The sequence below is a fragment of the Arthrobacter sp. L77 genome (assembly GCF_000816565.1).
Classification (GTDB): Bacteria; Actinomycetota; Actinomycetes; order Actinomycetales; family Micrococcaceae; genus Arthrobacter_D; species Arthrobacter_D antioxidans.
Map to the genome: position 1 here is coordinate 584,206 of NZ_JWSU01000004.1, position 18,145 is coordinate 602,350.

Genomic DNA, 18,145 nt, shown 5'->3' on the forward strand with positions numbered 1-18,145 from the left:
CGTCAAGCAGGCACCCGAGGCGTAGCGGTCAGGAATCCTGCTTCGGCAGGCGCTGCCCGTAGCGGGGCTCGCCGTCGTGCTCGGGAGCGGTCGGCGACGGCGTGGACGGAGCCTGCCCCGCCGGACCCTGGGCAGCGTGACCCTGCGCGGCCGGGCCCTTCGGGTCCGGCTTCGCGGAGGACCGGTTCACGCCGGAGCCCTTGCTGAGGTGCTCGGCGTTCGGCGTCTCCGCCATCATGAGCATCGCGCAGATCACGAGGGAGACGATGAAGGCGATCCCCGCCGCGGTCAGGCCCAGGTCCATGCGCAGCTCCCTGGTGCCGCCGCCCGTGGCGAAGATCGACGTCGCGACCCCGGCCACCACGGCCAGGACCGCCGAGAAGACGAGGGGCGCCTTGATGCCGTGGCGGAACCGTCCCTGGGTGGGTTTCCCCGGCTGGCGCTTGGCCACGGGCACTCCTTCCGGTGATGCAAATCTTCTACGAAGCGTAGAGCCCCTAGTTTACGGGGTCCGCCGGGCCCTGCGAGCCGGACCCCGGGGGTGCGCTGAGCGCTGAATCGTGCCGGTAGCTCAGGGCGGCGATGCCGAGCACGACGGCGGTGAGCAGCGCGCCGCCGCCCGTGACCCCCAGCAGGGCATGCGCGCCGAGCGGCTCGACGAACGGCAGGATGGCGCCCGTGGCGATGCCGACGACGCCGACGACGACGAGGTCCCGCGCCGCGGCATGCCCGCGCGCGGCGAGACCGCGGACCAGTTCGGCGGCTCCCGCGACGACGAGCGCCGCGGCTCCGGCGAACGCGAAGCCGGCCTCGGTCCGGAGAACGAGGACGGCCGCACCCGCGCCGAGCAGCAGCCCACCGCCGATATCCGTGAGCACCCTCGGGCCGGCACCCCAGTGCCGCATGCGGTGCGTCCAGAGGTACGCGGCACCGACCAGCAGGAAGTACAGTCCGCCGACGATGGACATCACGAGGGTGGAGGGTTCACGCCAGAAGATCGTCAGAAGGCCGAACACGCCGCTGACGACGGCACGGACCAGGAACGGCCTCCACACCGTGAACTCGGCGAGGACGGGCCTGGCGCCCTGGGCAGGCGATGCAGCAGCCATCACGGGCCTCTCTGGAAGAATGCGGGGCCGGGCGGTCTCCGGCGTGTCCAGTTTAGTCCGGCACGACGCCGGCTCCCGGCCGACGCGAGGCGCCAGGACCCCGCGCAGGCTCGCACGGGGATCCGTACCAGCTGCGCCGAGGAATGAACACAGCTGATATTGACGGGTCCACGGGGCAATGCCACTCATCAGGGGACCATACTGAAATCACCCCTGAAGATGTCCCGGATTCGTCCGCGGGCCTCCGCCGGAATACACCGACGAGCCTCGTGCACGAACGTGGGAGTCCCTTCGGTGGTCAAGCAGCCGGCCTCCGCAGGGACATCGGCAATCCGCCGGCCTCGTGACGGGTGGGCACCGCGGACCGGCGGTGTCGTCGACGATGTGGCATCGCCGACGGCGTCGTCCACCGGTCGGATGAGCTGGACCGGATCCACGGCTGCGAACGCGGCGATATCGTCCCCACCGTGGAACTCGGACTGTCCCATCGGCCGACCCCCACTCAGTCGTCGTGGGACGGCGGGGTCTCCGGCGGTATGACGAGGAGTTCCGCGATGCGCCGTCGGTCGATGCCCGTGACCTGGAGCGTGACGCCGTCGACGTCGACGGTGTCCCCCTGCACCGCGAGCCGACCGAGGCGGTCGAGGACGAAGCCGGCGACCGTGTCCCACGTCCCGCGAGGCAGCTCGATCCCGGTGGCCTCCGCGAAGTCCTGCAGATTGAGCCGACCGTCGACGACGCCTCCGCCTTCCACCAGCTTCAGGGGAGCAGCGTCGGTGTCGTACTCGTCGAAGATCTCACCGACGACTTCCTCGACGAGGTCCTCCAGGGTGACGATCCCGTCGGTGCCGCCGTATTCGTCGATCACGACCGCGATGTGGGTGTTCCGTGCACGGAGCTTCGTGAGCGTCGGCAGGACCCGGGCGGTCGCGGGCAGGTAGGGGATCGGCCGGATGACCTGGGCCAGTGGTGCGTCCGGGTCCTGCGACGCGGCGTCGTACAGGTCGCGGACATGCACGAAGCCGGTGATGTCGTCCATGGACTGATCCACGACCGGGTAGCGGGAGAACGGCAGCTCCTCGATGCGTGCGATCGCCTCGCCCACGGAGTCGGCGCTGTTGACCGCGACGACCTCCGGCCGGGGACGCATCACCTCACTGATCTGCCGATCCCGGAGTGAGAGCACGTCGTCCAGGATGCGGCGCTCGTCCTCCGGCAACCCCTCGTGGGTGGTCACGATGTCGCGGAGCTCCTCCTCGGACAGGCCCTCGCTCGTCCGGTTCGGGTCACCACCGAGGAGTCTCACCACCACGTTCGTCGACACGGACAGCAGCCAGATCACCGGCCGCATGAGGTGCGCGAAACCGTTCAGCACCGGCGCCACCGCGTAGGCGAACTGCGCGTTGCGTTGGATCGCGAGCCGTTTCGGTGCCAGCTCGCCGAGGACGAGCGACAGGTAGGCGACCACCAGGGTGAGCAGGATCGTGGCGAGAGTGAGTGCCGCCGACGCGCTCAGCCCGAGCGACACCAGCAGCGGCGCGACGGACGGCGCGATCGATGCGGCGCCGTACGCGGCCGAGGCGAACCCGGCGACCGTCACGCCGATCTGCACCGCGGACAGGAACCTGTTGGGATTACGCGCGAGTGCGGCAACCTTCTCGCCGCGCTTGCCCCGCTGGGCGATCGCATTGACCTGACTGTCGCGCAGCGTCACCAACGCCATCTCGGTCGCCGCGAACACGCCGCCGATCAGCACGAACACCACGACGAGCACGATGTTGAACAGCAACTCCCCGTTCATCGAACTGCTCCGGGAGCTCCCGGCCGGCCCGACCTCCGCCGGGCACCGGGTCTATCGCAGTCGGACGAGGTCTCAGGTGAGCGGGTCATGGTTCCACTGTAGGAAAGAACATGCAGGATGGTCGATTCGATGGCTGCGGGACAGATGCTCGACGGGCGGTGGTTCTGCGGGACGGCACCCGCACCGGAGGAGTCCCCGCCGTCACAAGAGCAGCCGGGTGCCGTGATCCCGGTGCGAGGCGTCAACGGTCGGAGCCGTCCCGGTGTCGACGAGCGCGCCTGAAGCTGAACACGCCTCCGATGACGGCCGCGAGGCCGCCGATCATGCCGCCGACGACGGCTCCCTGTGCCATCCCACCGATGAACCCCTCACCGGGGGTCACCTCGATCCGGGGGGCGGCCAGCAGCGCATGACCTGCGAAGACGGTGTACGTCATGGCCGCGAAGGTCAGTGTCATCATGGCTCCGAAGACGACGATGCTCACCATCGTCGACCGGGCTCCGGCGTTCTCGGCGAGCTTCTGCACATCGACATCCCGCCGCCTCGCGTACCAGACAGCTGCTCCCGACGGCAGGAGTGTCACCACCAGCAGGACCACCGGCAGCAGGAGGAATCCGAAGACGGACGCGACGAAGGCGCTCACGAGACCCGCATAGAGCGCGGTCGTCAGGCCGAAGGAGCTGGCCTCCATGAAGACGGCCCGTTCGCGCTCGTCGCCGTAGGCCGGGCTGTCGAGATCCATGATTCGTTCCGCAACCCGATCCAGCATGGTTGGTCTGTGCGTCATCTGCTGTCTCCCGCCTCACTGATGAAGAGTTCCTCGACGGTTCCGCCCAGGGCCCGGGCGATCCGTAGGGCCAGATAGACCGACGGGGCGTAGTCGCCCTGCTCGACAGCGATGATCGTCTGCCTGCTGACGCTCACCAGCTCAGCGAGATCGGCCTGCGTCAGCCGCTGCTCCTTCCGGCGCTCCCGCACCGGACTCGCCGAATCAGCCTCCTTGGACACCATGGGTCGATGTTAAGGATCATTGACATATGATGTCAAGAGTATTTGACACACAGCGGTGGCAGGGTCTCCTGCAGCGACCTCAGCGACCCTCCGGCGTGTTGTCGAAGCCGCCGGTGGTCCCGGCAGCGGGACGCCCCCCGATCATGGCGAGCAGACCGACGACGAGGACCGCGGGCGCCCCGTAGACCAGGGCGGTGCCGACGATCGGGGTGCGCAGCGCCCGGATCGCCTCCCCGAGGCCGGGGATGATGAACGCCTGCTCGTGGACGTGGTCCCCGTCGAGGGTCGCGATCCACGGGTCGACCGCTTCGTTGGCGTCCCCCTTCGTGCGGACCGCCGTCGTCCCGTCGGCGTTGGTGATGACCTCGATCACCCGGTGGGTTTCCACCCTGTGGTCCTCGACGACCTGCACGTCGGCGACGGGCTGTCGGGTCGTCACGACGACGTCGCTGGGCACGATGCTCGGCGCGATGCTGCCGGTGAGCATCGTCGCCGCCTGGTAGCCCAGGAAGCGAGGCCCGATGGCGAGGAACAGGAAGGCGAGGATCGCACCGATCACCAGCGAGGTGCCCACGACACTCACCGAGCGGGCCATCACCCGGCGCGCCGGGAACCGGCTTCCCGCGTCCGGAACCCGGGTGGTGTTTTGCCGGGCCCGACCCCGTCGAGGCGGGGGCGGAGGCGGGAGTCGGGATGGCGGGGAGGGGTGCCAGATCGAGGAGAGCCATGATGAGGGGGTCCTTCACGGACTGGAGGAGGAGAAGCGGGAACCCCCGGAGGGGTACTGGGACGGCCCGGCGCCCGGACCTGGACGGTCCGCGACGGCGGGCCTGTCCCAGCGGTTGTTCCCGGGCCGGTTCAGCGGTTGGTGGCGGCGCGCTGGGTGGCGGTGAAGGAGAAGTCGACAGTCCTGCTCCGGCCCTGGAAGGCGTTGTCCGCGGCGGTGGGTAGGGCGGCGGTGATGCGGAGGTTGTCGGCCTTGGCGCTGGTCATCGAGGCGAGGGTGTTCAGGACGAGGTTGGGGCCGATGATCGAGCGGGTCGCCAGGACGGTGCTGAGGATGCCGCCGCAGGTGTTGGCGGGGGCGATGCCGGCGGTGACCGTCTCGCTGGCGGAGGTCGTGGAGGTGAAGGACGTCATGGTGGTGCGTGCGGTGCGTGCCATGGTGAGACCCATTTCGTGAGAACTGCCGGGAGGAAGACCTGGAACCCGGACCGATGAACCGGCGCTTGTTCCTCTGACAGCAACTCTGCTGTCGGCGCCTGAACCCACGGCCGGCCAAACCTCGGAGTAGGACCGAAGAAACACCGAAAGCCACCCCCTGCGTGGTGGGAGCCTCAGCCGGGGGTCCCTTCCTGCTCGGAATTCAGCTCGTCCCTGCGCTTCTCCTCACGAGCCGCCCGTAGAAGCCGTATGGCTTTCGGCCCGATCCCATGGAGGGTCGCCAGCTCGCCGAGATCAGCGTCCTCCAGATCTTCCACAGTCCGTATGCCGACCTGCGCCAGGGCCCTCATGGCCGGGGCGCCGATCTTCGGCAGGGGGATTCCCCCGCTCATCGCGTGATCGTTCACGGGCTGTCTGCGCTCTCCACCGTCGCACGCGCGGGGGTGTCCGTCGGTCCGAGTCGGGTGAGGGCCCAGGGGCCGATGGCGGCGCCGGAGAGGATGATGGTGCCTGCGACGAGGCAGGCACCCTGCCACGACGTGGCGTCGTAGAGGACTCCGGCAACCGATGCTCCAACGGCCCCGCCGATCAGGGTTGCGGCTGTGTAGATCCCCAGTGCAGCCCCTACCTGGTCGGGATGCCGTTCGGTGACGACCGCCTGCTCGATCGGTATCACCATCGCCCACGCCACTCCGCACAGGATCCACAGCGCGGCGATGACCACCGGACCTCCGGTGTAGGCCAGGGAGAGGGCGAAGAGACCGCTGAGGACCGAGCCGGCCGCCATCGCCGCCCGCCGCCCGATCCTGAGGACCACGGTGTGGAGCACAGGGGGGAGGACGCCCAGCGCTATGGCCCCTGGAAGGAAGACATAGGCGATCTCGATGACACCGAGGCCCAGGTCGCGCTGAAGATGCAGGAGCAGCAGGATCCCGATCATGGTCTCTGCCAGCGCCGTCACGACGGTAGCGATGAGCATCGGACGCAGGGCCTGCGCGATGCCGCGCGTCCTGCGCGGCGCTGCCGATACCCGATCGCCTCCTCTCCGGTGCGGGTCGGATTCCGGTGGGATGCTCGTGGGGCCGAGGAAGAGGACGACGGCGCCGACCGCGCAGGCGGCGGCGCACACGAGAAGAACCGTGGCGTACGAGTCGACGTGCCCGAGGAGCAGCAGGCCCGTGACGAACGCGACCCAAGCGCCGGTCTCCTGCACCGACATCAACCGGGCGAAGACCCCTGGGTCAGCGGCAAGGTGCTCACCGATCATGGCGCGGAGGGACACCCAGAGCAGCGCGCCCCCGATGCCGCCCAGGGCAGCCGCGGCATACGCCGTGGGAAGCGAGCCCGTGAGTGCATCGGCCGACGCGTACCCGCAGCACGACAGGCCGTACAGAAGCGCACCGACGCCGGCCAGTGTCGTGCGCTCCCGGGAGTCCGCCAGCAGTCCGGCGACCGGACGGGCGATGACGGAGGCGATCAGCTCGAGGGACACGAGGAAGCCCACCTGGGACGGAGTCGCATCGAGCGCTATGCCGAGCCACAGCGGGACGATGAAATCGAGCAACTCGGCCGGCCCGTTCGTCAGTCCGGCCGCCACCAGCGCCGAACCCAGGCGCGTGCGCCCGCCTGCTCTCCCCCGATGCATGGGCCGATCCTACCGGTGGCCGGACGGAGCGGCCCGAGCTGCCACCGGCCCGCTTCCTCTCAGCGCACCGGAGATGGTGCGGCGCGCCAGAGGGTGGAAGCGGTGAGCGTCACAGCGTCGATGCTGATGAGTGCGCTATCGGCCGCCCGCAGCCGTGCTCGGGCGGGTTCGGGTAGCCACACGTCGGTGTCCTTGTGGAGCGGCAGCACGCGGAGCTCCAGCCCCGCGCCGCTTGCACCGTCGATTGCATCGAGGTCGATGTGCCAGGGCGTGCCGTCCCAGAACCTGTCGGCGACACGGACTCCTTCGACGAGAAGCTCCGCGACGTCCCCGGCCCAGTCGATACGCAGGGTGCGTCGCAGGCCCTCGGTGGCCGCACCCACATCGTCGAGGACCCAGACTCCTGCCCGCTCGGCGATCAGTTCTGCACCGGGCACCGCCGGTCGCGCCGCACGACCGCCGTACCGTTGCAGGGGATCCGCCGCCGCCCGTCGCCACGAGCCGGCGACCGGAATCGAGCCGGCACGATGCGCTGCCGCGGCATTCTCCGGCTGCACCGGGACCGGGATCCAGGCGTCCTGCCATACCCTCGGCGACGGCGGCGACGGCGCTCGCACCGAGAGGGCGCCGCCCTCGGTCCACAGTGGCTCGTCACACAGCACGAGCCTGCGGCCCTCGTCCCGGCCCTCGTCCTCGTCCTCGTCCTCGAGGACCCAGACACGAGGGGCGTCCCGGCTACCGATCACGAGCACCGACGCCGAGCCGTGAGCGCTCCTCAGCTGGAGGAGTCCACCGGCCGCGCTGCCGATCCGCGCTGCCGCGCCATCCACCTCGACGCCGTCCAGGAGGACGGTGACGTCATCGGGCAGACCGAACGACACATCGATGGCCCTCTCGGCCACCAGGACGAGCGTCGATCCGACCATGGTGAGGAGGGACGCCGTCGCCCACCCGAGGAGGATCCCGCCGATCTCGATCCCGAACGGCCAGTGGGCGATCGTCCCCCTGGGGACGGCAAGATCCCTACCGACGTGAACGGTCAGCTCCGGCAGGACGATCTCGAAGGAGACACCGGTGCGGGTCGGCAAGGGGACGTGGGGTTGGTGCCAGTTGATGAACAGCACGCCCCACGACCCATCGGAGCGCACCGTCCACCGCAGCGTCGAGGAGTCGAAGGGTATCGCGGGGAGCAGGTCGGGGAAACTGGCCGGCATCGTGGCGATCCGTGGTCCGAAGGCGCGCAGGAACGCGTGCTGCCGCCGCAGCGCCGCGTGGCTCGGCGCCAGCTGCCCTGCAGATCCGATGGCTGCATGGAAGTCGTAGTCGAACATGGGCAGGTCGTTGGGGTAGCCGGTGTCCTGCGACTCCTGGAAGCCCGTCCTCCCCCGAGGATTCGTACCTCCGGCGAACATGTAGTAGCCCTGCCAGGCCGAGCCACTGGCCAGCTTCGCGTGCGCGACGGCCGCGATGTCCTCTCCCGACGGCACGATGCGCCGGTGATACGTCGTGGCCATCCCGCCGCCCAGTTCGCAGGTGGCGGGAGGGAACGTCGCATCGCGCTCACGTGCCTCGACGGTCGTGGCGTCCACGCCCCTCACGTCCGCGCCCACCCCGGGATCATCCCACGTCGTCGACATGAAGTAGTGCTGCCTGAACGTGGCGTCCCACGGTGCGTCGGCGTCGACCCAGAACCCGTCCCCGTACCCGGAGTACAGGGGGAACACCTGGCCGGGAGGGAGGTCCGCCCCACCCCAGGCGGTTGCCGTATAGAACGGCGCCAGCAGTCCTGCGGAACGCGCGAGGTCGCGCAAGGTGACCAGATGTCCCGGCTGGTCGTACAGTTCGTTCTCCAGCTGGATCGCCAGGACGGGCCCGCCCTGGCCGCACACCCGGCCCAGGTGTTCACCGAGTGCCTCGAACCACGGCTCGACGAGGTCGAGATAGCCCGGATCATCCGTGCGGTGCCTGACGGGAGAATGCTGCACCCAGTCGGGAAAACCTCCGTTGCGCACCTCGCCGTGCACCCACGGGCCGAGGCGCAGGACAACCCGGAGACCGAGCTCGGCGCAGAGCTCGACGAATGCCGCCACGTCGAGGTCGCCGTCGAAGTCGATGGCACCCAGCTCCGGCTGGTGGTGGAGCCAGATCACATAGCAGGAAACTACATCGATACCCCCTGATCGCATGAGGAGGAGCCTCTCCCGCCATCGTCGGCGGGGCACGCGTGAGTAATGGATCTCTCCTGAGACGGGAATCCACGGTCGACCGTCCCTCGAGATGCAGCGTGATGAGATCGAGATTCCACTGGTCGATGGCACATCCGCCTGCAGCAAGGGCTCCTCGGCCGATGTCCGCCAGGGTTCATGCACCACTCGCACCAGGCCTGTGTCCGCCGAAGTCGTCACACTGCATTCTTCGTCGACGGGCGTTGACGATGGGTCGAGGCGCATTGCTGTTCTCCCGTGGACCGATGGCGGATACCAAGGATGACACGGTACAAGAATTGAGCGGGCAGCGGCGGACCGGCCCGCCCGATCGCATGGTGACCCTTCGACGTAGACGCAGTCTCCCGTTCTTGGCAACCCCTGCCCCCGGACGACGCGCAATGTTGAAGGAATGGAGTTTCCGGAGAAGTGTGAGAGGCGGCGGCCTATTGCCGCCCCTTGAGGAGGTTCCATGTTTTTCCACGTCCAGCAACTCATCAACGAGATCATTCCCGACGAGCCGGATCCGGCTGCGGCGAATGCCCTGCAGGAGGGCCTCGGCGGACAATTCGGCGAGATGCGCACCATGATGCAGTACCTGTTCCAGAGCATGAACTTCCGCGGCGCGGCGGCCAAGCCCTACCGGGACCTGATCCAGGGCATCGGCACCGAGGAGATCAGCCATGTGGAGCTGATCGGCACCACCATCGCCCGGCTCCTCGACGGCTCACCCCGCTATCAGGGCAAGATCGACGACCCCCTGGACACCCCCGGCGCCGGCGGCTCGATCCCCCTCAACCTCGCGCTGTCCGAGGGCAACATCCACCACTACCTCGTGGGCGCGCAGGGAGCCATGCCGGTGGACTCCGCCGGTAATCCGTGGAGCGGCAGCTATGTCTACAACTCCGGCAACCTCCCCCTGGATCTGCTCTACAACCTGATGCTCGAGGCCACCGGCCGCCTGCAGAAGTGCCGTATGTACGAGATGACGGACAACAAGACTGCGCGCTCCACCATCTCCTACCTGATCGTCCGCGACCAGGCCCACGAGAACGGATACGCCAAGGCCCTCGAGACCCTCGGGGTGAACTGGAAGTCTCTCCTGCCCATCCCGAAGACCAACGCCGAGCAGTTCCCCGAGGTCAAGAAGCTCCTCGACCTCGGCCTGCAGAGCAAGCAGTACACCTTCGACCTCAAGGGCCAGTCCGAGGCCGGCAAGATCTACCAGGGGTTGTCGCCGTCGAAGGACGGCACCACCCTCGACGCCAGTGAGCAGGCGCCCGAGGGCGTGCCGTCGGAGATCGCACCCGAGCGACTGGAGGAGTTCGCGCCCGGGCTGGATCCCGAGTTGCTCGCGCTGATCCAGGCCACGGCGGATATGGAGATGGCGGATATCGACGCCACCTTCGGACCGATGGGAAAGTAGCGTCCCCACCCGGAACGCACGGAGAGGGCGCCCTCGGCAGTTCACGGTGGGCGCCCTGCCCGTCTCGCAACGGCGCCATGGCGGGTTGCCCGCAGTTATCGCCCGAAATAGCCGGGCAGCGGACGTCCGAGGAGAGCGCGCCGGTAGCGCCACGCACCCCAAACCGCCAGGATCACCGTGACGGCGGCACACAGAAGCTGCCACATCCATCCGTCCGCTGGCCAGAAGACCCAGACGACGGTGAACAAATACGCTCCGCCCAAGATGGTCGACGAAAGGTAGAGGTTCACGTCCGGCTTCCACCCCGCCCAGTACGCGCGGATCAGGAAGTCGGAGACAGGTGTCGACCGGACCGGCTGCAGCGACATCGCCACCCCACCAGTGCTCGGTCCGCCCATCACGGCATCCTCCATCGTCGAGAAGCTCAGTTTCTCGCCGGCGAAGTCCCGATTGAGCGCACGCGCAAGGAACACCGTGCTCAAGGCGGCCATCGCTCCGGTCGCGACCACGAGCCACGCGAATATGCCGCCCCACACAAGGGGCATCAGGAACAGAACGGCGATCAAGGCGAGGCCCTCCGCTGGATCTGCCAACGCTCTGGCCAAACCGTCACTTGCCTGCAGCGGTCCCATATCCGAGAACGCAAGCGGCAGAGCGACCAGCGACATCCCGGCCACGACGAGGAAGAGCACCAGCCACACCGCGGTGCACAACGCATAGCCGAAGGGCCTGGCCCACAGTGATGCGGTGCTGGGCGTGGCTCGTCTCGGTGTCTTATGGTGGTTCGCCATTGTTCCGCCCGTGAGAGTGCATCGATCGCCAGAGAATTGTGAGCCGCAGCGTGCCGCTGTACGGCCGGTTGCGGTAACGCCCCTGTTCCTAGTCGGGGTCGCCCACCCAGATCTCGATCTGAAGATCCAGCGCCATGCGTTGGAGGGCCAGCGCGTCGTCGTCGCTGAAGGACCGCGGGCGGTCGTCGATGAGGCACAGCGTTCCGATCCGCCATCCGTCGGCGGTCGTGATCGGGTAGCCGGCATAGAAGCGGATGCGGGGGCCGTCGACGACGAGCGGGTGGTCACGGTATTCGGGATCGGCCCAGGCATCCGTGATGACCAGCGCCCGGGAGGCCTCGATGGTGCGCGCACAGAGGGCCACCTCGCGGGGGAGATCCTGCCCGATGGGGCCGGCGACGGACTTGATGACCTGCCGGTCCTCGGTGATCAGGGCGATCGACGAAGAGCTCACCCCGAAATGCTGCCGGGCCCGCCTCGTGTAGCGGTCGAAGCGGTCCTCCGCTCCTGTGTCCAGCAGCCCCGTCCCGTAGAGGGCGTGGCACCGCCTGTACTCGGCGTCCTCATCCTGCTCTGCGGTGCCGTCGATCTCCTGACCGTCACCAGCGACCCCGTACGGCGCCGTTGCCGCGGGCCGGTCGAATCTATGCCCGTCGGGGTCCAGGACGAGCGCACGGAGGTTGTCCCCGAAGCCGGACCCGTCGGCGACCTCGTCGGTGCTGTAATGGGCGCCGTCCACCGGGAGCCCGTGGTCGTCGATCATCGCGTTCAGCGCATGCGCAACCAGATCCCGATCCGGGGCGGGCAAGGTCCCGCTGCCCTCGAGATAGGAGACGACGTCGCGGACATCGCACGCGCCACCGAGACCCGTATAGGTGGCTCCCACGGACGACGCATCGAAGTCCGTGGTCCGAAGCGCCTGAACAGCCATCCACTGCTGCACGTCCTGGCTGATCATGTCGCCGCTTTCCGAGATCCCCATGTAATGCCCGAGTCGGCCGACAGATGCCGGTCCACCAATCACGTTACCTCGTGCAACCAATGCTCACGGCTCATGCTCATTCTCCGATCCGGGATGGACAAACGTGCACACGTGGGGGCTAGACGCTGCTCGTCACCTTCGACCTCGTGCACCTGCCCCGCACACATGGATCGCTCACCCCCGTCGACGGACGACCATGGACGTGCCGTGCGACGCGGCGTGGAGTGCGGGGCTGGATGAGGATCGGATTCCACCGTGGAGTGCTCCGCGGACACAAAGGGGATTCCGTTATGAGAGCGCCACGGGCCGTGCTGTGTATCGTCCTGATTCCGACATTCCTGGTGGGCTGCACGAATACCTCGGACAACCCCGAAAACCCCGGTCCCGGCGGCCCGAGCATTCCCTCGGAAGGAGAATCCGCCATGTCCCGTGGGACGCGGACCGGGAAGGCATCGGCAGCCGAAGCCGACGTGGCTGCTCTGACGGACCTGCGGGGGAACGGTCTGCAGATCGTTTCCCCGGACGTGACCCGCGAGGGTTTCGAAGCGGCGTCGGCGGTCCTCGAGGGCGTGTCCGTACAGCCGGCCGAATGCAGCGCCGTCGCCGCGCGGAACGCCGGGTCCGTCAACCAGTTCGCCGGCGAGGGTGTCATCGGGGCCGGGGTCGCCGACGAACAGGGCTCTGTCCTCTCGGCCGGCCTCCTCGACGGCTCCCGCGTGACCGGCCCGGCAGGAGATTTCGAAGGCACCAGAGCGCAGTTGCAGCGCTGCGCGTCCTTCACGGTCTCCGGCGCAACCCTCACCACCGTCGAGGAAATACCCCAGGATCCCATCGCTGATGCGTCCTACGCCGTCCTGATCACTCAACAACTCGGGGCCGGCCAGTTCCAGTACACGCTCTCCGTGAACGCCCGGAGCAATGATCTGATCGCGTCCGTGCAATCCGTGGGGACGGTCGAACCCGACGGCGTGCTGCAGGACGAATTGGCCGACCTGGCAACCCAGCTCCTGGAAAGCCCGGCATCCTGAATCGAAGTGCGGCGTCGCGCCGATGCCGAACGTGCATTCCCTGGTCCTCGCGACTCCTTCGGTTGCGGAAGTTCTCGTGGCCGGAAGGCGCTGGAACAAAGCCGGCATGCTCGTCGCACGCCCTTCCAGGAGATCGGAATGACATGGCACTCACGAGTGAAGACGTAATGAAGGCCCGATTCAGGCCCACCCAGTTCAGGGAAGGCTATTCACAGGACGACGTCGATGAATTCCTCGACGAGGTCGCCGTGGAGATCCAGCGACTGAACGGCATCATCAGGGCCCTCCAGGAGGGGAAGCCGGTCCCGTCCGACCACCGCGGCTAGCCCTCGGGCCCGCCGCGGCTCCGGACGAGCCCGGCGGGCCGCTACGCCTCCCGCACCACCGCGCTGCGCGTCGCCCCGGTCACCATCCAGCGATCATCCCGGACACGCCACGCCAGGGTCGCCGCGCGCGCCACCATGTAGCCGCCGCCGAACGCCAGCCACAGCCAGACGATGCCCTCTCCGCCGGTCAGGTCCGCCATCCCGACCAGGCCCAGCAGCGGCAGGTACACCACCAGGTTCACGACGCCGGCGACCGCAAGGTAGCGCGCGTCGCCCGCCCCGATCAGGACGCCGTCGAGCACGAAGACGAGCCCGCAGACGGGCTGGAACGCGGCCAGCACCCACAGGCCGGCCGCGAACGCCGCCTGGACCGACGGATCCGGGGTGAAGATCCACCCGACGAAGGGCGCCACGGCGGCCAGCAGACAGCCGGTGACAACCCCGAACGCCACTCCCCAGATGATCATGCGCCGCGTGAGCGCCGCCGCGAGCGGCCGGTTCCCGGAGCCGAGTTCCTTGCCGATCAGGGCCTGGGCGGCGATGGCCAGGGCATCGAGGGCGAAGGCGAGGAACGTGAAGACCGTCATGACGAGCTGGTGTGAGGCGAGGCTGAGGGGCCCCTGCGCGGTCGCGACGAACACGGTCGCGAGGATCGCCACGCGCAGCGACAGCGTACGCAGCATGAGCCAGGACCCGACGCCGGCCGTGCGCCGGATGCCGCGCAGGGACGGCACCAGGGGCACCCGCTGTCCCCTGGACGCGCGGACGATCATCACGAGGTAGACGGCCGCCATGCCGCACTGGGCGAGGCTCGTCCCGAGCGCGGACCCGGCCACGGACATCCCGGCACCGTAGACGAGCAGGTAGTTGAGCAGGATGTTGACACCGAACCCGGCACCCGCGACGATCAGCGGCGTGCGCGTGTCCTGCAGCCCGCGCAGCACCCCGGTCGCCGCGAGCACCACCAGCATGGCGGTCAGGCCCGGCATCGACCAGCGGAGGTAGTCGACGGCGAAGGAGTGCACCGCCCCCTCGGCGCCCATGAGCGACGCCAGCTGCGGAGCGGTGGCCCACCCCAGGACGGACAGGAGGACCCCGAGCACCACGGCGAGGCCCACGCCGTCGCGCCCGGCCGCGAGCGCCTCGGGGAGGCGTCCGGCACCGAGCAGGCGGGCGACGGCGGGCGTGGTGGAGTAGGCGAGGAAGACCATGAGCCCGACGGCGGTCTGCAGCACCGTGGAGGCGAGCCCCACGCCGGCGAGCTCCTCGACGCCGAGGTGTCCCACGATCGCCGAGTCGGCGAGCAGGAAGAGCGGCTCGGCGATGAGGGCGCCCAGGGCCGGGACGGCGAGCCGGAGGATACTGCGGCTGAGCCGGCGGTTGCTGGGCAGGGATCGACGCACCAGTCCAGCGTAGGGGTGCCGACGCCAGGGCCTAAGCTGGGATGAGCCCCGAACCGACCGCAAGGACATCCAGGGAAGTCATGAAACTCGGCGTCAAGCAGTATCTGGCAGGCCTCGCCCTGCTGTTCGTCAGCACCCTCTTCGTCCCGCAGGCGGTCTCGGACTTCGCCCGGGCCGAGTCGACGGGCACCCCGGCGCCGGCGGAGGCGCCGCTCCTCCTGGCCATCGGGTTGCTGATCATCCTCACCGCCGCGGCCTGCATCGGCTGGGGGTACTGGCTCACCCACCGCACGGGCGCACCCCGAACACCGCACCCCGAGGACGACCCCGACGAGCCGCTGCTGCGCCCCGGCTACGGCCCGGATCCCTCCGACCGCCAGGACTGGCGTGAGAATTCGCTCCGCCGGCGTGACCAGGACACCGACGGGCGCTTCTGACGCGGGCGCCCTGCTGCTGCGCCGCGGCCGGGCCCTTTCGGCCCTTGTCACGGGCTGCAGCGCTTCCTAACGTTGCACACGGCGACCGGGCGGGAGCCTGTCGGGGGGTCGCACACTGCGGGGAGGACCCACTCATGACTCGGACCGCCGGGATGCGCACCCCCCTCATCGCCCTGATGTGCGCCCTCCTGCTGGGCGTGACCGGCTGCACGGACACGGGCGGGGACGACGCCGCCGCGCCGTCGCAGATGCAGGGCGGCACCGGCCCTCCCTCCTCCGGCACGGACACCGGCACGGACACCGGCACGGGTGCAGCCGACTCGAGGGCCGAGGAGGACATGGGTATCCCCGACATCGTCGAGGCCGTGCAGCCCTCGGTGGTCACCATCTTCACCGAGGAGGGACTCGGCAGCGGGGTGATCTACACGGAGGACGGGCTCATCCTCACCAACGAGCACGTGGTCCGTGGCAACGGGGACGTCGAGGTGGCCTTCGCCGACGGTCAGCGGGTGTCCGGGACGGTCGAGGCCGCGGACGCCGTGTCCGACCTCGCCCTCGTGCAGGCAGACCGGACCGACCTCCCGGCCGCGACGTTCCAGGCCGACCTGCCGCGCATCGGTGAGCTCGCCGTCGTCATCGGTTCCCCGCTCGGTTTCGAGAACACCGCGACGGCGGGCATCGTCTCGGGACTGCACCGGGAGATCCCCGGCTCGGCGGCCACGAGCCAGTCGCTGGTGGACCTCATCCAGACGGATGCGGCCATCAGCCCCGGCAACTCCGGCGGCGCCGTCGTGAACGGGCAGGGCGAGATCATGGGCATCAGCGAGGCGTACATCCCGCCCTCTCAGGGCGCCGTCGCCCTCGGTTTCGCGATCCCCGCCTCCATCGCCTCGGAGGTGGCGGAGGAACTCCGGGCGGACGGCACGGCGGACCACGCGTTCATGGGACTGGCTCCGGGCCCGCTCACGCCGAGGATCGCCGAACAGCTGAACCTCGAGGACACCACGGGAGTGGTGGTCCTGTCCGTCCCGCCCGGCGGGCCGGCCGACGACGCCGGCATCCGCCCGGGCGACATCATCACCAGGATCGGGGACGAGGAGATCTCCGCACCGGAGGACCTCCTGGCAGCACTGCGCCAGCACGATCCGGGTGACACGGTCCCCGTGCAGCTCCGACGGGACGCGACGACGCAGACGGTGGACGTGACGCTCGCGGATCGTCCGGCGGACCGCTGAGTGGCGCGTCCGCTGCGCCCGGGTCAGTGGAGCCGCCAGGCCTTCCAGCCCGGATGGACCTCGTGCTGCATCTCCTGCGCGAGGTCGTCGAGGTCCCGGTGGTCCGAAGGGGTGAAGGGGCGGGGCGAGAGGGACATGACGCAGATCGTCCCGATCAGCCGGCCTCCGGGACCCCGCAGCGGATGGCCGGCATAGAAGCGGATGTGCGGTGCCCCGACCACGAACGGGTGGCTCCGGAACCGCGCGTCCTCCAGGGTGTCGGTCACGACGAGCGCGCCGGACGAGCGGATGGTCGCATTGCAGAACACCTGCGTCCGATCGAGGTCCTGATGCGCCTCGCCCACCGAGGACTTGATGAACTGGCGGTCCCGGGCGATCAGGGCCGGCGTCGCGATCTCACAGCCGAATCGCTCCGCCGCCCGGCGGACGATCGCATCGAACCGCTCCTCGGCAGGCGTGTCGAGGAGGTGCAGCTGTTCCAGCGACGCGAGGCGCCCGCGTTCCGCCGCCTCCGCGTCGAGGACGGCGGAACCGGCTGCGCCCAGGAGCCGGATAGAGTCCGGGATCGCGCCGTCGGCCGGACCGCCTACTGGAAGTGCAACCTCACCGGCCCCTGACCCAGGGACTCCAGGACGGACGCGGCGACGTCGCGCAGCTTGATGTTCCTGGCGCTGGACGCGGCCTTGAGGATGGACATCGCGGCATCCTGGGAGCACCGGTTCTGCCCCATGATCACGCCGACGGCGAGGTCGATCGTGGTCCGGCTCTGCATCGCGGCGCGCATGTCGGCGCTGGACTCGGTCAGTTCCGCGATGCGCACCGCCAGACGGAGCGACGCCGAGACCTCCTCCGCGAAATGGCGCGCAGCCGCGATGGCTTCCTCGCTGAAGGCATCGACCAGGGGTGAGTAGAAATTGAGGGCCGCCGTCGCGTCACCCTCGAGCGGGATGGGAACGCCCAGCGCGGACCTGACCCCGTGACCGGCGATCGCCCGGCTGTACTCCGGGAAGCGTTCCTCGGCGTCGAAATCGCGGACGTACTGGACGGCACCCTCGCGCGCGGCACGCAGGCACGGACCGTCGTCGTACTCGTACTGGACCTCGTCCAGCTTCTGGGCGTGCGGACCGTTGCTCGCGACCGTGGTCCTGGTCCGCGCCCGCAGCAACGTGACGCCGCACAGGACCTCGTCGTCGGCCGAGAGGCTGCGCCCGGCGACGGTGACGAGTTTCGTCAGGAACTCCTCGACGTCGTCGCTGTGGAGGACCATGTCCTGCAGCAGGCCCGGCACTCCCGGACGGTTGTCTCTCTGGTGATCGATCAACAGGCAACCCTTTGCATCAACCGCCTGCCGGTTGCGCGTGACGCGGGCATGGGGGAGGTGAGGGGCCGCCTGCTGCTAAACGACCAAGAGCATAGTACCCACAGAAAGCCACTCCAGGCGCCTTCCGCAACCGTCGGCAATGTCAATGCATGCGGGATGTGATCCCGGCCGGCGCCCGCTTCGAGGAGCGCAGCGCACACTGGCAGTACGCAGTGGACGGCCCGGACCGTGTCCGGGGCTGACGCTGAATACATGGACGTGC

General features: G+C 69.0%; 21 protein-coding genes. 6 read left to right on the plus strand and 15 right to left on the minus strand.

What is annotated here, in order from left to right:
• Window positions 1–28: 28 nt before the first annotated feature.
• The 10 genes from RY94_RS05305 to RY94_RS05350 all read right to left on the minus strand — a co-directional run bounded on the left by RY94_RS05305 (window position 29) and on the right by RY94_RS05350 (window position 9,180).
• Window positions 29–451, minus strand: coding sequence for a hypothetical protein (locus tag RY94_RS05305; protein WP_043442470.1), 423 nt, complete (start codon window positions 449–451; stop codon window positions 29–31).
• Between the two features lie 46 nt (window positions 452–497).
• Entirely contained in the window at window positions 498–1,109 is a 612-nt protein-coding gene (locus RY94_RS05310) for a hypothetical protein (RefSeq protein WP_156135028.1), read from the minus strand.
• Between the two features lie 502 nt (window positions 1,110–1,611).
• Window positions 1,612–2,910 (minus strand): hemolysin family protein, encoded by a 1,299-nt coding sequence (locus RY94_RS05315; protein WP_043442473.1) that lies wholly within the window; start codon window positions 2,908–2,910, stop codon window positions 1,612–1,614.
• A 241-nt stretch (window positions 2,911–3,151) separates the two neighbouring features.
• Window positions 3,152–3,652: a hypothetical protein gene (locus tag RY94_RS05320; RefSeq protein WP_231554426.1), complete on the minus strand. Its 501-nt coding sequence runs from the start codon at window positions 3,650–3,652 to the stop codon at window positions 3,152–3,154.
• A gap of 41 nt (window positions 3,653–3,693) precedes the next feature.
• Entirely contained in the window at window positions 3,694–3,921 is a 228-nt protein-coding gene (locus RY94_RS05325) for a helix-turn-helix transcriptional regulator (protein ID WP_043442478.1), read from the minus strand.
• A gap of 79 nt (window positions 3,922–4,000) precedes the next feature.
• Entirely contained in the window at window positions 4,001–4,504 is a 504-nt protein-coding gene (locus RY94_RS05330) for a signal peptidase I (RefSeq protein ID WP_197060598.1), read from the minus strand.
• Window positions 4,505–4,779: 275 nt separating this feature from the next.
• Window positions 4,780–5,085 carry a hypothetical protein gene (locus tag RY94_RS05335; protein WP_156135029.1) on the minus strand — a complete coding sequence of 102 codons (306 nt, stop codon included), beginning with the start codon at window positions 5,083–5,085 and terminating at the stop codon, window positions 4,780–4,782.
• 173 nt (window positions 5,086–5,258) lie between these two features.
• Complete coding sequence (locus tag RY94_RS05340; RefSeq protein WP_043442480.1) at window positions 5,259–5,477, minus strand: helix-hairpin-helix domain-containing protein; 219 nt, start codon at window positions 5,475–5,477, stop codon at window positions 5,259–5,261.
• Window positions 5,478–5,488: 11 nt separating this feature from the next.
• A complete protein-coding gene (locus RY94_RS05345; RefSeq protein WP_082046073.1) occupies window positions 5,489–6,730 on the minus strand; it encodes an MFS transporter in 1,242 nt (413 codons plus the stop codon).
• Between the two features lie 59 nt (window positions 6,731–6,789).
• On the minus strand, window positions 6,790–9,180 hold the full coding sequence (locus tag RY94_RS05350) for a beta-galactosidase (protein ID WP_082046074.1): 2,391 nt from the start codon (window positions 9,178–9,180) through the stop codon (window positions 6,790–6,792).
• 226 nt (window positions 9,181–9,406) lie between these two features.
• Here RY94_RS05350 and RY94_RS05355 point away from each other — a divergent pair, with 226 nt between their 5' ends.
• The gene (locus RY94_RS05355; protein ID WP_043442481.1) at window positions 9,407–10,360 is read left to right on the plus strand and encodes a manganese catalase family protein; all 954 of its coding nucleotides are present in this window, start codon (window positions 9,407–9,409) and stop codon (window positions 10,358–10,360) included.
• A gap of 95 nt (window positions 10,361–10,455) precedes the next feature.
• Here RY94_RS05355 and RY94_RS05360 read toward each other — a convergent pair whose 3' ends face one another.
• Together RY94_RS05360 and RY94_RS16695 are read right to left on the minus strand one after the other, a co-directional pair.
• Window positions 10,456–11,052: a hypothetical protein gene (locus RY94_RS05360; RefSeq protein WP_156135031.1), complete on the minus strand. Its 597-nt coding sequence runs from the start codon at window positions 11,050–11,052 to the stop codon at window positions 10,456–10,458.
• A 187-nt stretch (window positions 11,053–11,239) separates the two neighbouring features.
• Complete coding sequence (locus tag RY94_RS16695; RefSeq protein WP_197060599.1) at window positions 11,240–12,109, minus strand: GAF domain-containing protein; 870 nt, start codon at window positions 12,107–12,109, stop codon at window positions 11,240–11,242.
• A 446-nt stretch (window positions 12,110–12,555) separates the two neighbouring features.
• Here RY94_RS16695 and RY94_RS05370 point away from each other — a divergent pair, with 446 nt between their 5' ends.
• Window positions 12,556–13,161 carry a hypothetical protein gene (locus tag RY94_RS05370; RefSeq protein WP_043442486.1) on the plus strand — a complete coding sequence of 202 codons (606 nt, stop codon included), beginning with the start codon at window positions 12,556–12,558 and terminating at the stop codon, window positions 13,159–13,161.
• Window positions 13,162–13,304: 143 nt separating this feature from the next.
• The gene (locus RY94_RS17170) at window positions 13,305–13,487 is read left to right on the plus strand and encodes a DivIVA domain-containing protein (protein WP_082046075.1); all 183 of its coding nucleotides are present in this window, start codon (window positions 13,305–13,307) and stop codon (window positions 13,485–13,487) included.
• 41 nt (window positions 13,488–13,528) lie between these two features.
• Here the strand turns inward: RY94_RS17170 and RY94_RS05375 are convergent, their stop codons facing one another.
• Window positions 13,529–14,890: an MATE family efflux transporter gene (locus RY94_RS05375; protein WP_231554427.1), complete on the minus strand. Its 1,362-nt coding sequence runs from the start codon at window positions 14,888–14,890 to the stop codon at window positions 13,529–13,531.
• 80 nt (window positions 14,891–14,970) lie between these two features.
• Between RY94_RS05375 and RY94_RS05380 the strand changes: the two genes are divergently transcribed.
• Together RY94_RS05380 and RY94_RS05385 are read left to right on the plus strand one after the other, a co-directional pair.
• The gene (locus tag RY94_RS05380; protein WP_043442489.1) at window positions 14,971–15,327 is read left to right on the plus strand and encodes a hypothetical protein; all 357 of its coding nucleotides are present in this window, start codon (window positions 14,971–14,973) and stop codon (window positions 15,325–15,327) included.
• 134 nt (window positions 15,328–15,461) lie between these two features.
• A complete protein-coding gene (locus RY94_RS05385) occupies window positions 15,462–16,562 on the plus strand; it encodes a S1C family serine protease (protein ID WP_043442492.1) in 1,101 nt (366 codons plus the stop codon).
• Window positions 16,563–16,585: 23 nt separating this feature from the next.
• On the opposite strand, the gene RY94_RS18080 is transcribed toward RY94_RS05385, so the two are convergent.
• Window positions 16,586–16,993 (minus strand): GAF domain-containing protein, encoded by a 408-nt coding sequence (locus tag RY94_RS18080; RefSeq protein WP_231554457.1) that lies wholly within the window; start codon window positions 16,991–16,993, stop codon window positions 16,586–16,588.
• On the opposite strand from RY94_RS18080, the gene RY94_RS18085 reads away from it, so the two are divergent.
• Complete coding sequence (locus RY94_RS18085; RefSeq protein WP_052273985.1) at window positions 16,892–17,179, plus strand: hypothetical protein; 288 nt, start codon at window positions 16,892–16,894, stop codon at window positions 17,177–17,179. The genes RY94_RS18080 and RY94_RS18085 overlap by 102 nt on opposite strands.
• On the opposite strand, the gene RY94_RS05395 is transcribed toward RY94_RS18085, so the two are convergent.
• Window positions 17,149–17,883 carry a GAF and ANTAR domain-containing protein gene (locus tag RY94_RS05395; RefSeq protein WP_231554428.1) on the minus strand — a complete coding sequence of 245 codons (735 nt, stop codon included), beginning with the start codon at window positions 17,881–17,883 and terminating at the stop codon, window positions 17,149–17,151. The two genes, RY94_RS18085 and RY94_RS05395, sit on opposite strands and share 31 nt — an antisense overlap.
• Window positions 17,884–18,145 lie beyond the last annotated feature (262 nt).

Coding starts and splice junctions, on each gene's coding strand:
- RY94_RS05335 (WP_156135029.1), bottom strand. CDS start 5,085: ATGGCACGCACCGCACGCACCACCATGACGTCCTTCACCTCCACGACC.
- RY94_RS05340 (WP_043442480.1), bottom strand. CDS start 5,477: ATGAGCGGGGGAATCCCCCTGCCGAAGATCGGCGCCCCGGCCATGAGG.
- RY94_RS05310 (WP_156135028.1), bottom strand. CDS start 1,109: ATGGCTGCTGCATCGCCTGCCCAGGGCGCCAGGCCCGTCCTCGCCGAG.
- RY94_RS05320 (WP_231554426.1), bottom strand. CDS start 3,652: ATGGATCTCGACAGCCCGGCCTACGGCGACGAGCGCGAACGGGCCGTC.
- RY94_RS05350 (WP_082046074.1), bottom strand. CDS start 9,180: ATGCGCCTCGACCCATCGTCAACGCCCGTCGACGAAGAATGCAGTGTG.
- RY94_RS16695 (WP_197060599.1), bottom strand. CDS start 12,109: ATGATCAGCCAGGACGTGCAGCAGTGGATGGCTGTTCAGGCGCTTCGG.
- RY94_RS05370 (WP_043442486.1), top strand. CDS start 12,556: ATGTCCCGTGGGACGCGGACCGGGAAGGCATCGGCAGCCGAAGCCGAC.
- RY94_RS18085 (WP_052273985.1), top strand. CDS start 16,892: ATGCGCCTCGCCCACCGAGGACTTGATGAACTGGCGGTCCCGGGCGAT.
- RY94_RS05345 (WP_082046073.1), bottom strand. CDS start 6,730: ATGCATCGGGGGAGAGCAGGCGGGCGCACGCGCCTGGGTTCGGCGCTG.
- RY94_RS05325 (WP_043442478.1), bottom strand. CDS start 3,921: ATGGTGTCCAAGGAGGCTGATTCGGCGAGTCCGGTGCGGGAGCGCCGG.
- RY94_RS05355 (WP_043442481.1), top strand. CDS start 9,407: ATGTTTTTCCACGTCCAGCAACTCATCAACGAGATCATTCCCGACGAG.
- RY94_RS17170 (WP_082046075.1), top strand. CDS start 13,305: ATGGCACTCACGAGTGAAGACGTAATGAAGGCCCGATTCAGGCCCACC.
- RY94_RS05315 (WP_043442473.1), bottom strand. CDS start 2,910: ATGAACGGGGAGTTGCTGTTCAACATCGTGCTCGTCGTGGTGTTCGTG.
- RY94_RS05385 (WP_043442492.1), top strand. CDS start 15,462: ATGACTCGGACCGCCGGGATGCGCACCCCCCTCATCGCCCTGATGTGC.
- RY94_RS05380 (WP_043442489.1), top strand. CDS start 14,971: ATGAAACTCGGCGTCAAGCAGTATCTGGCAGGCCTCGCCCTGCTGTTC.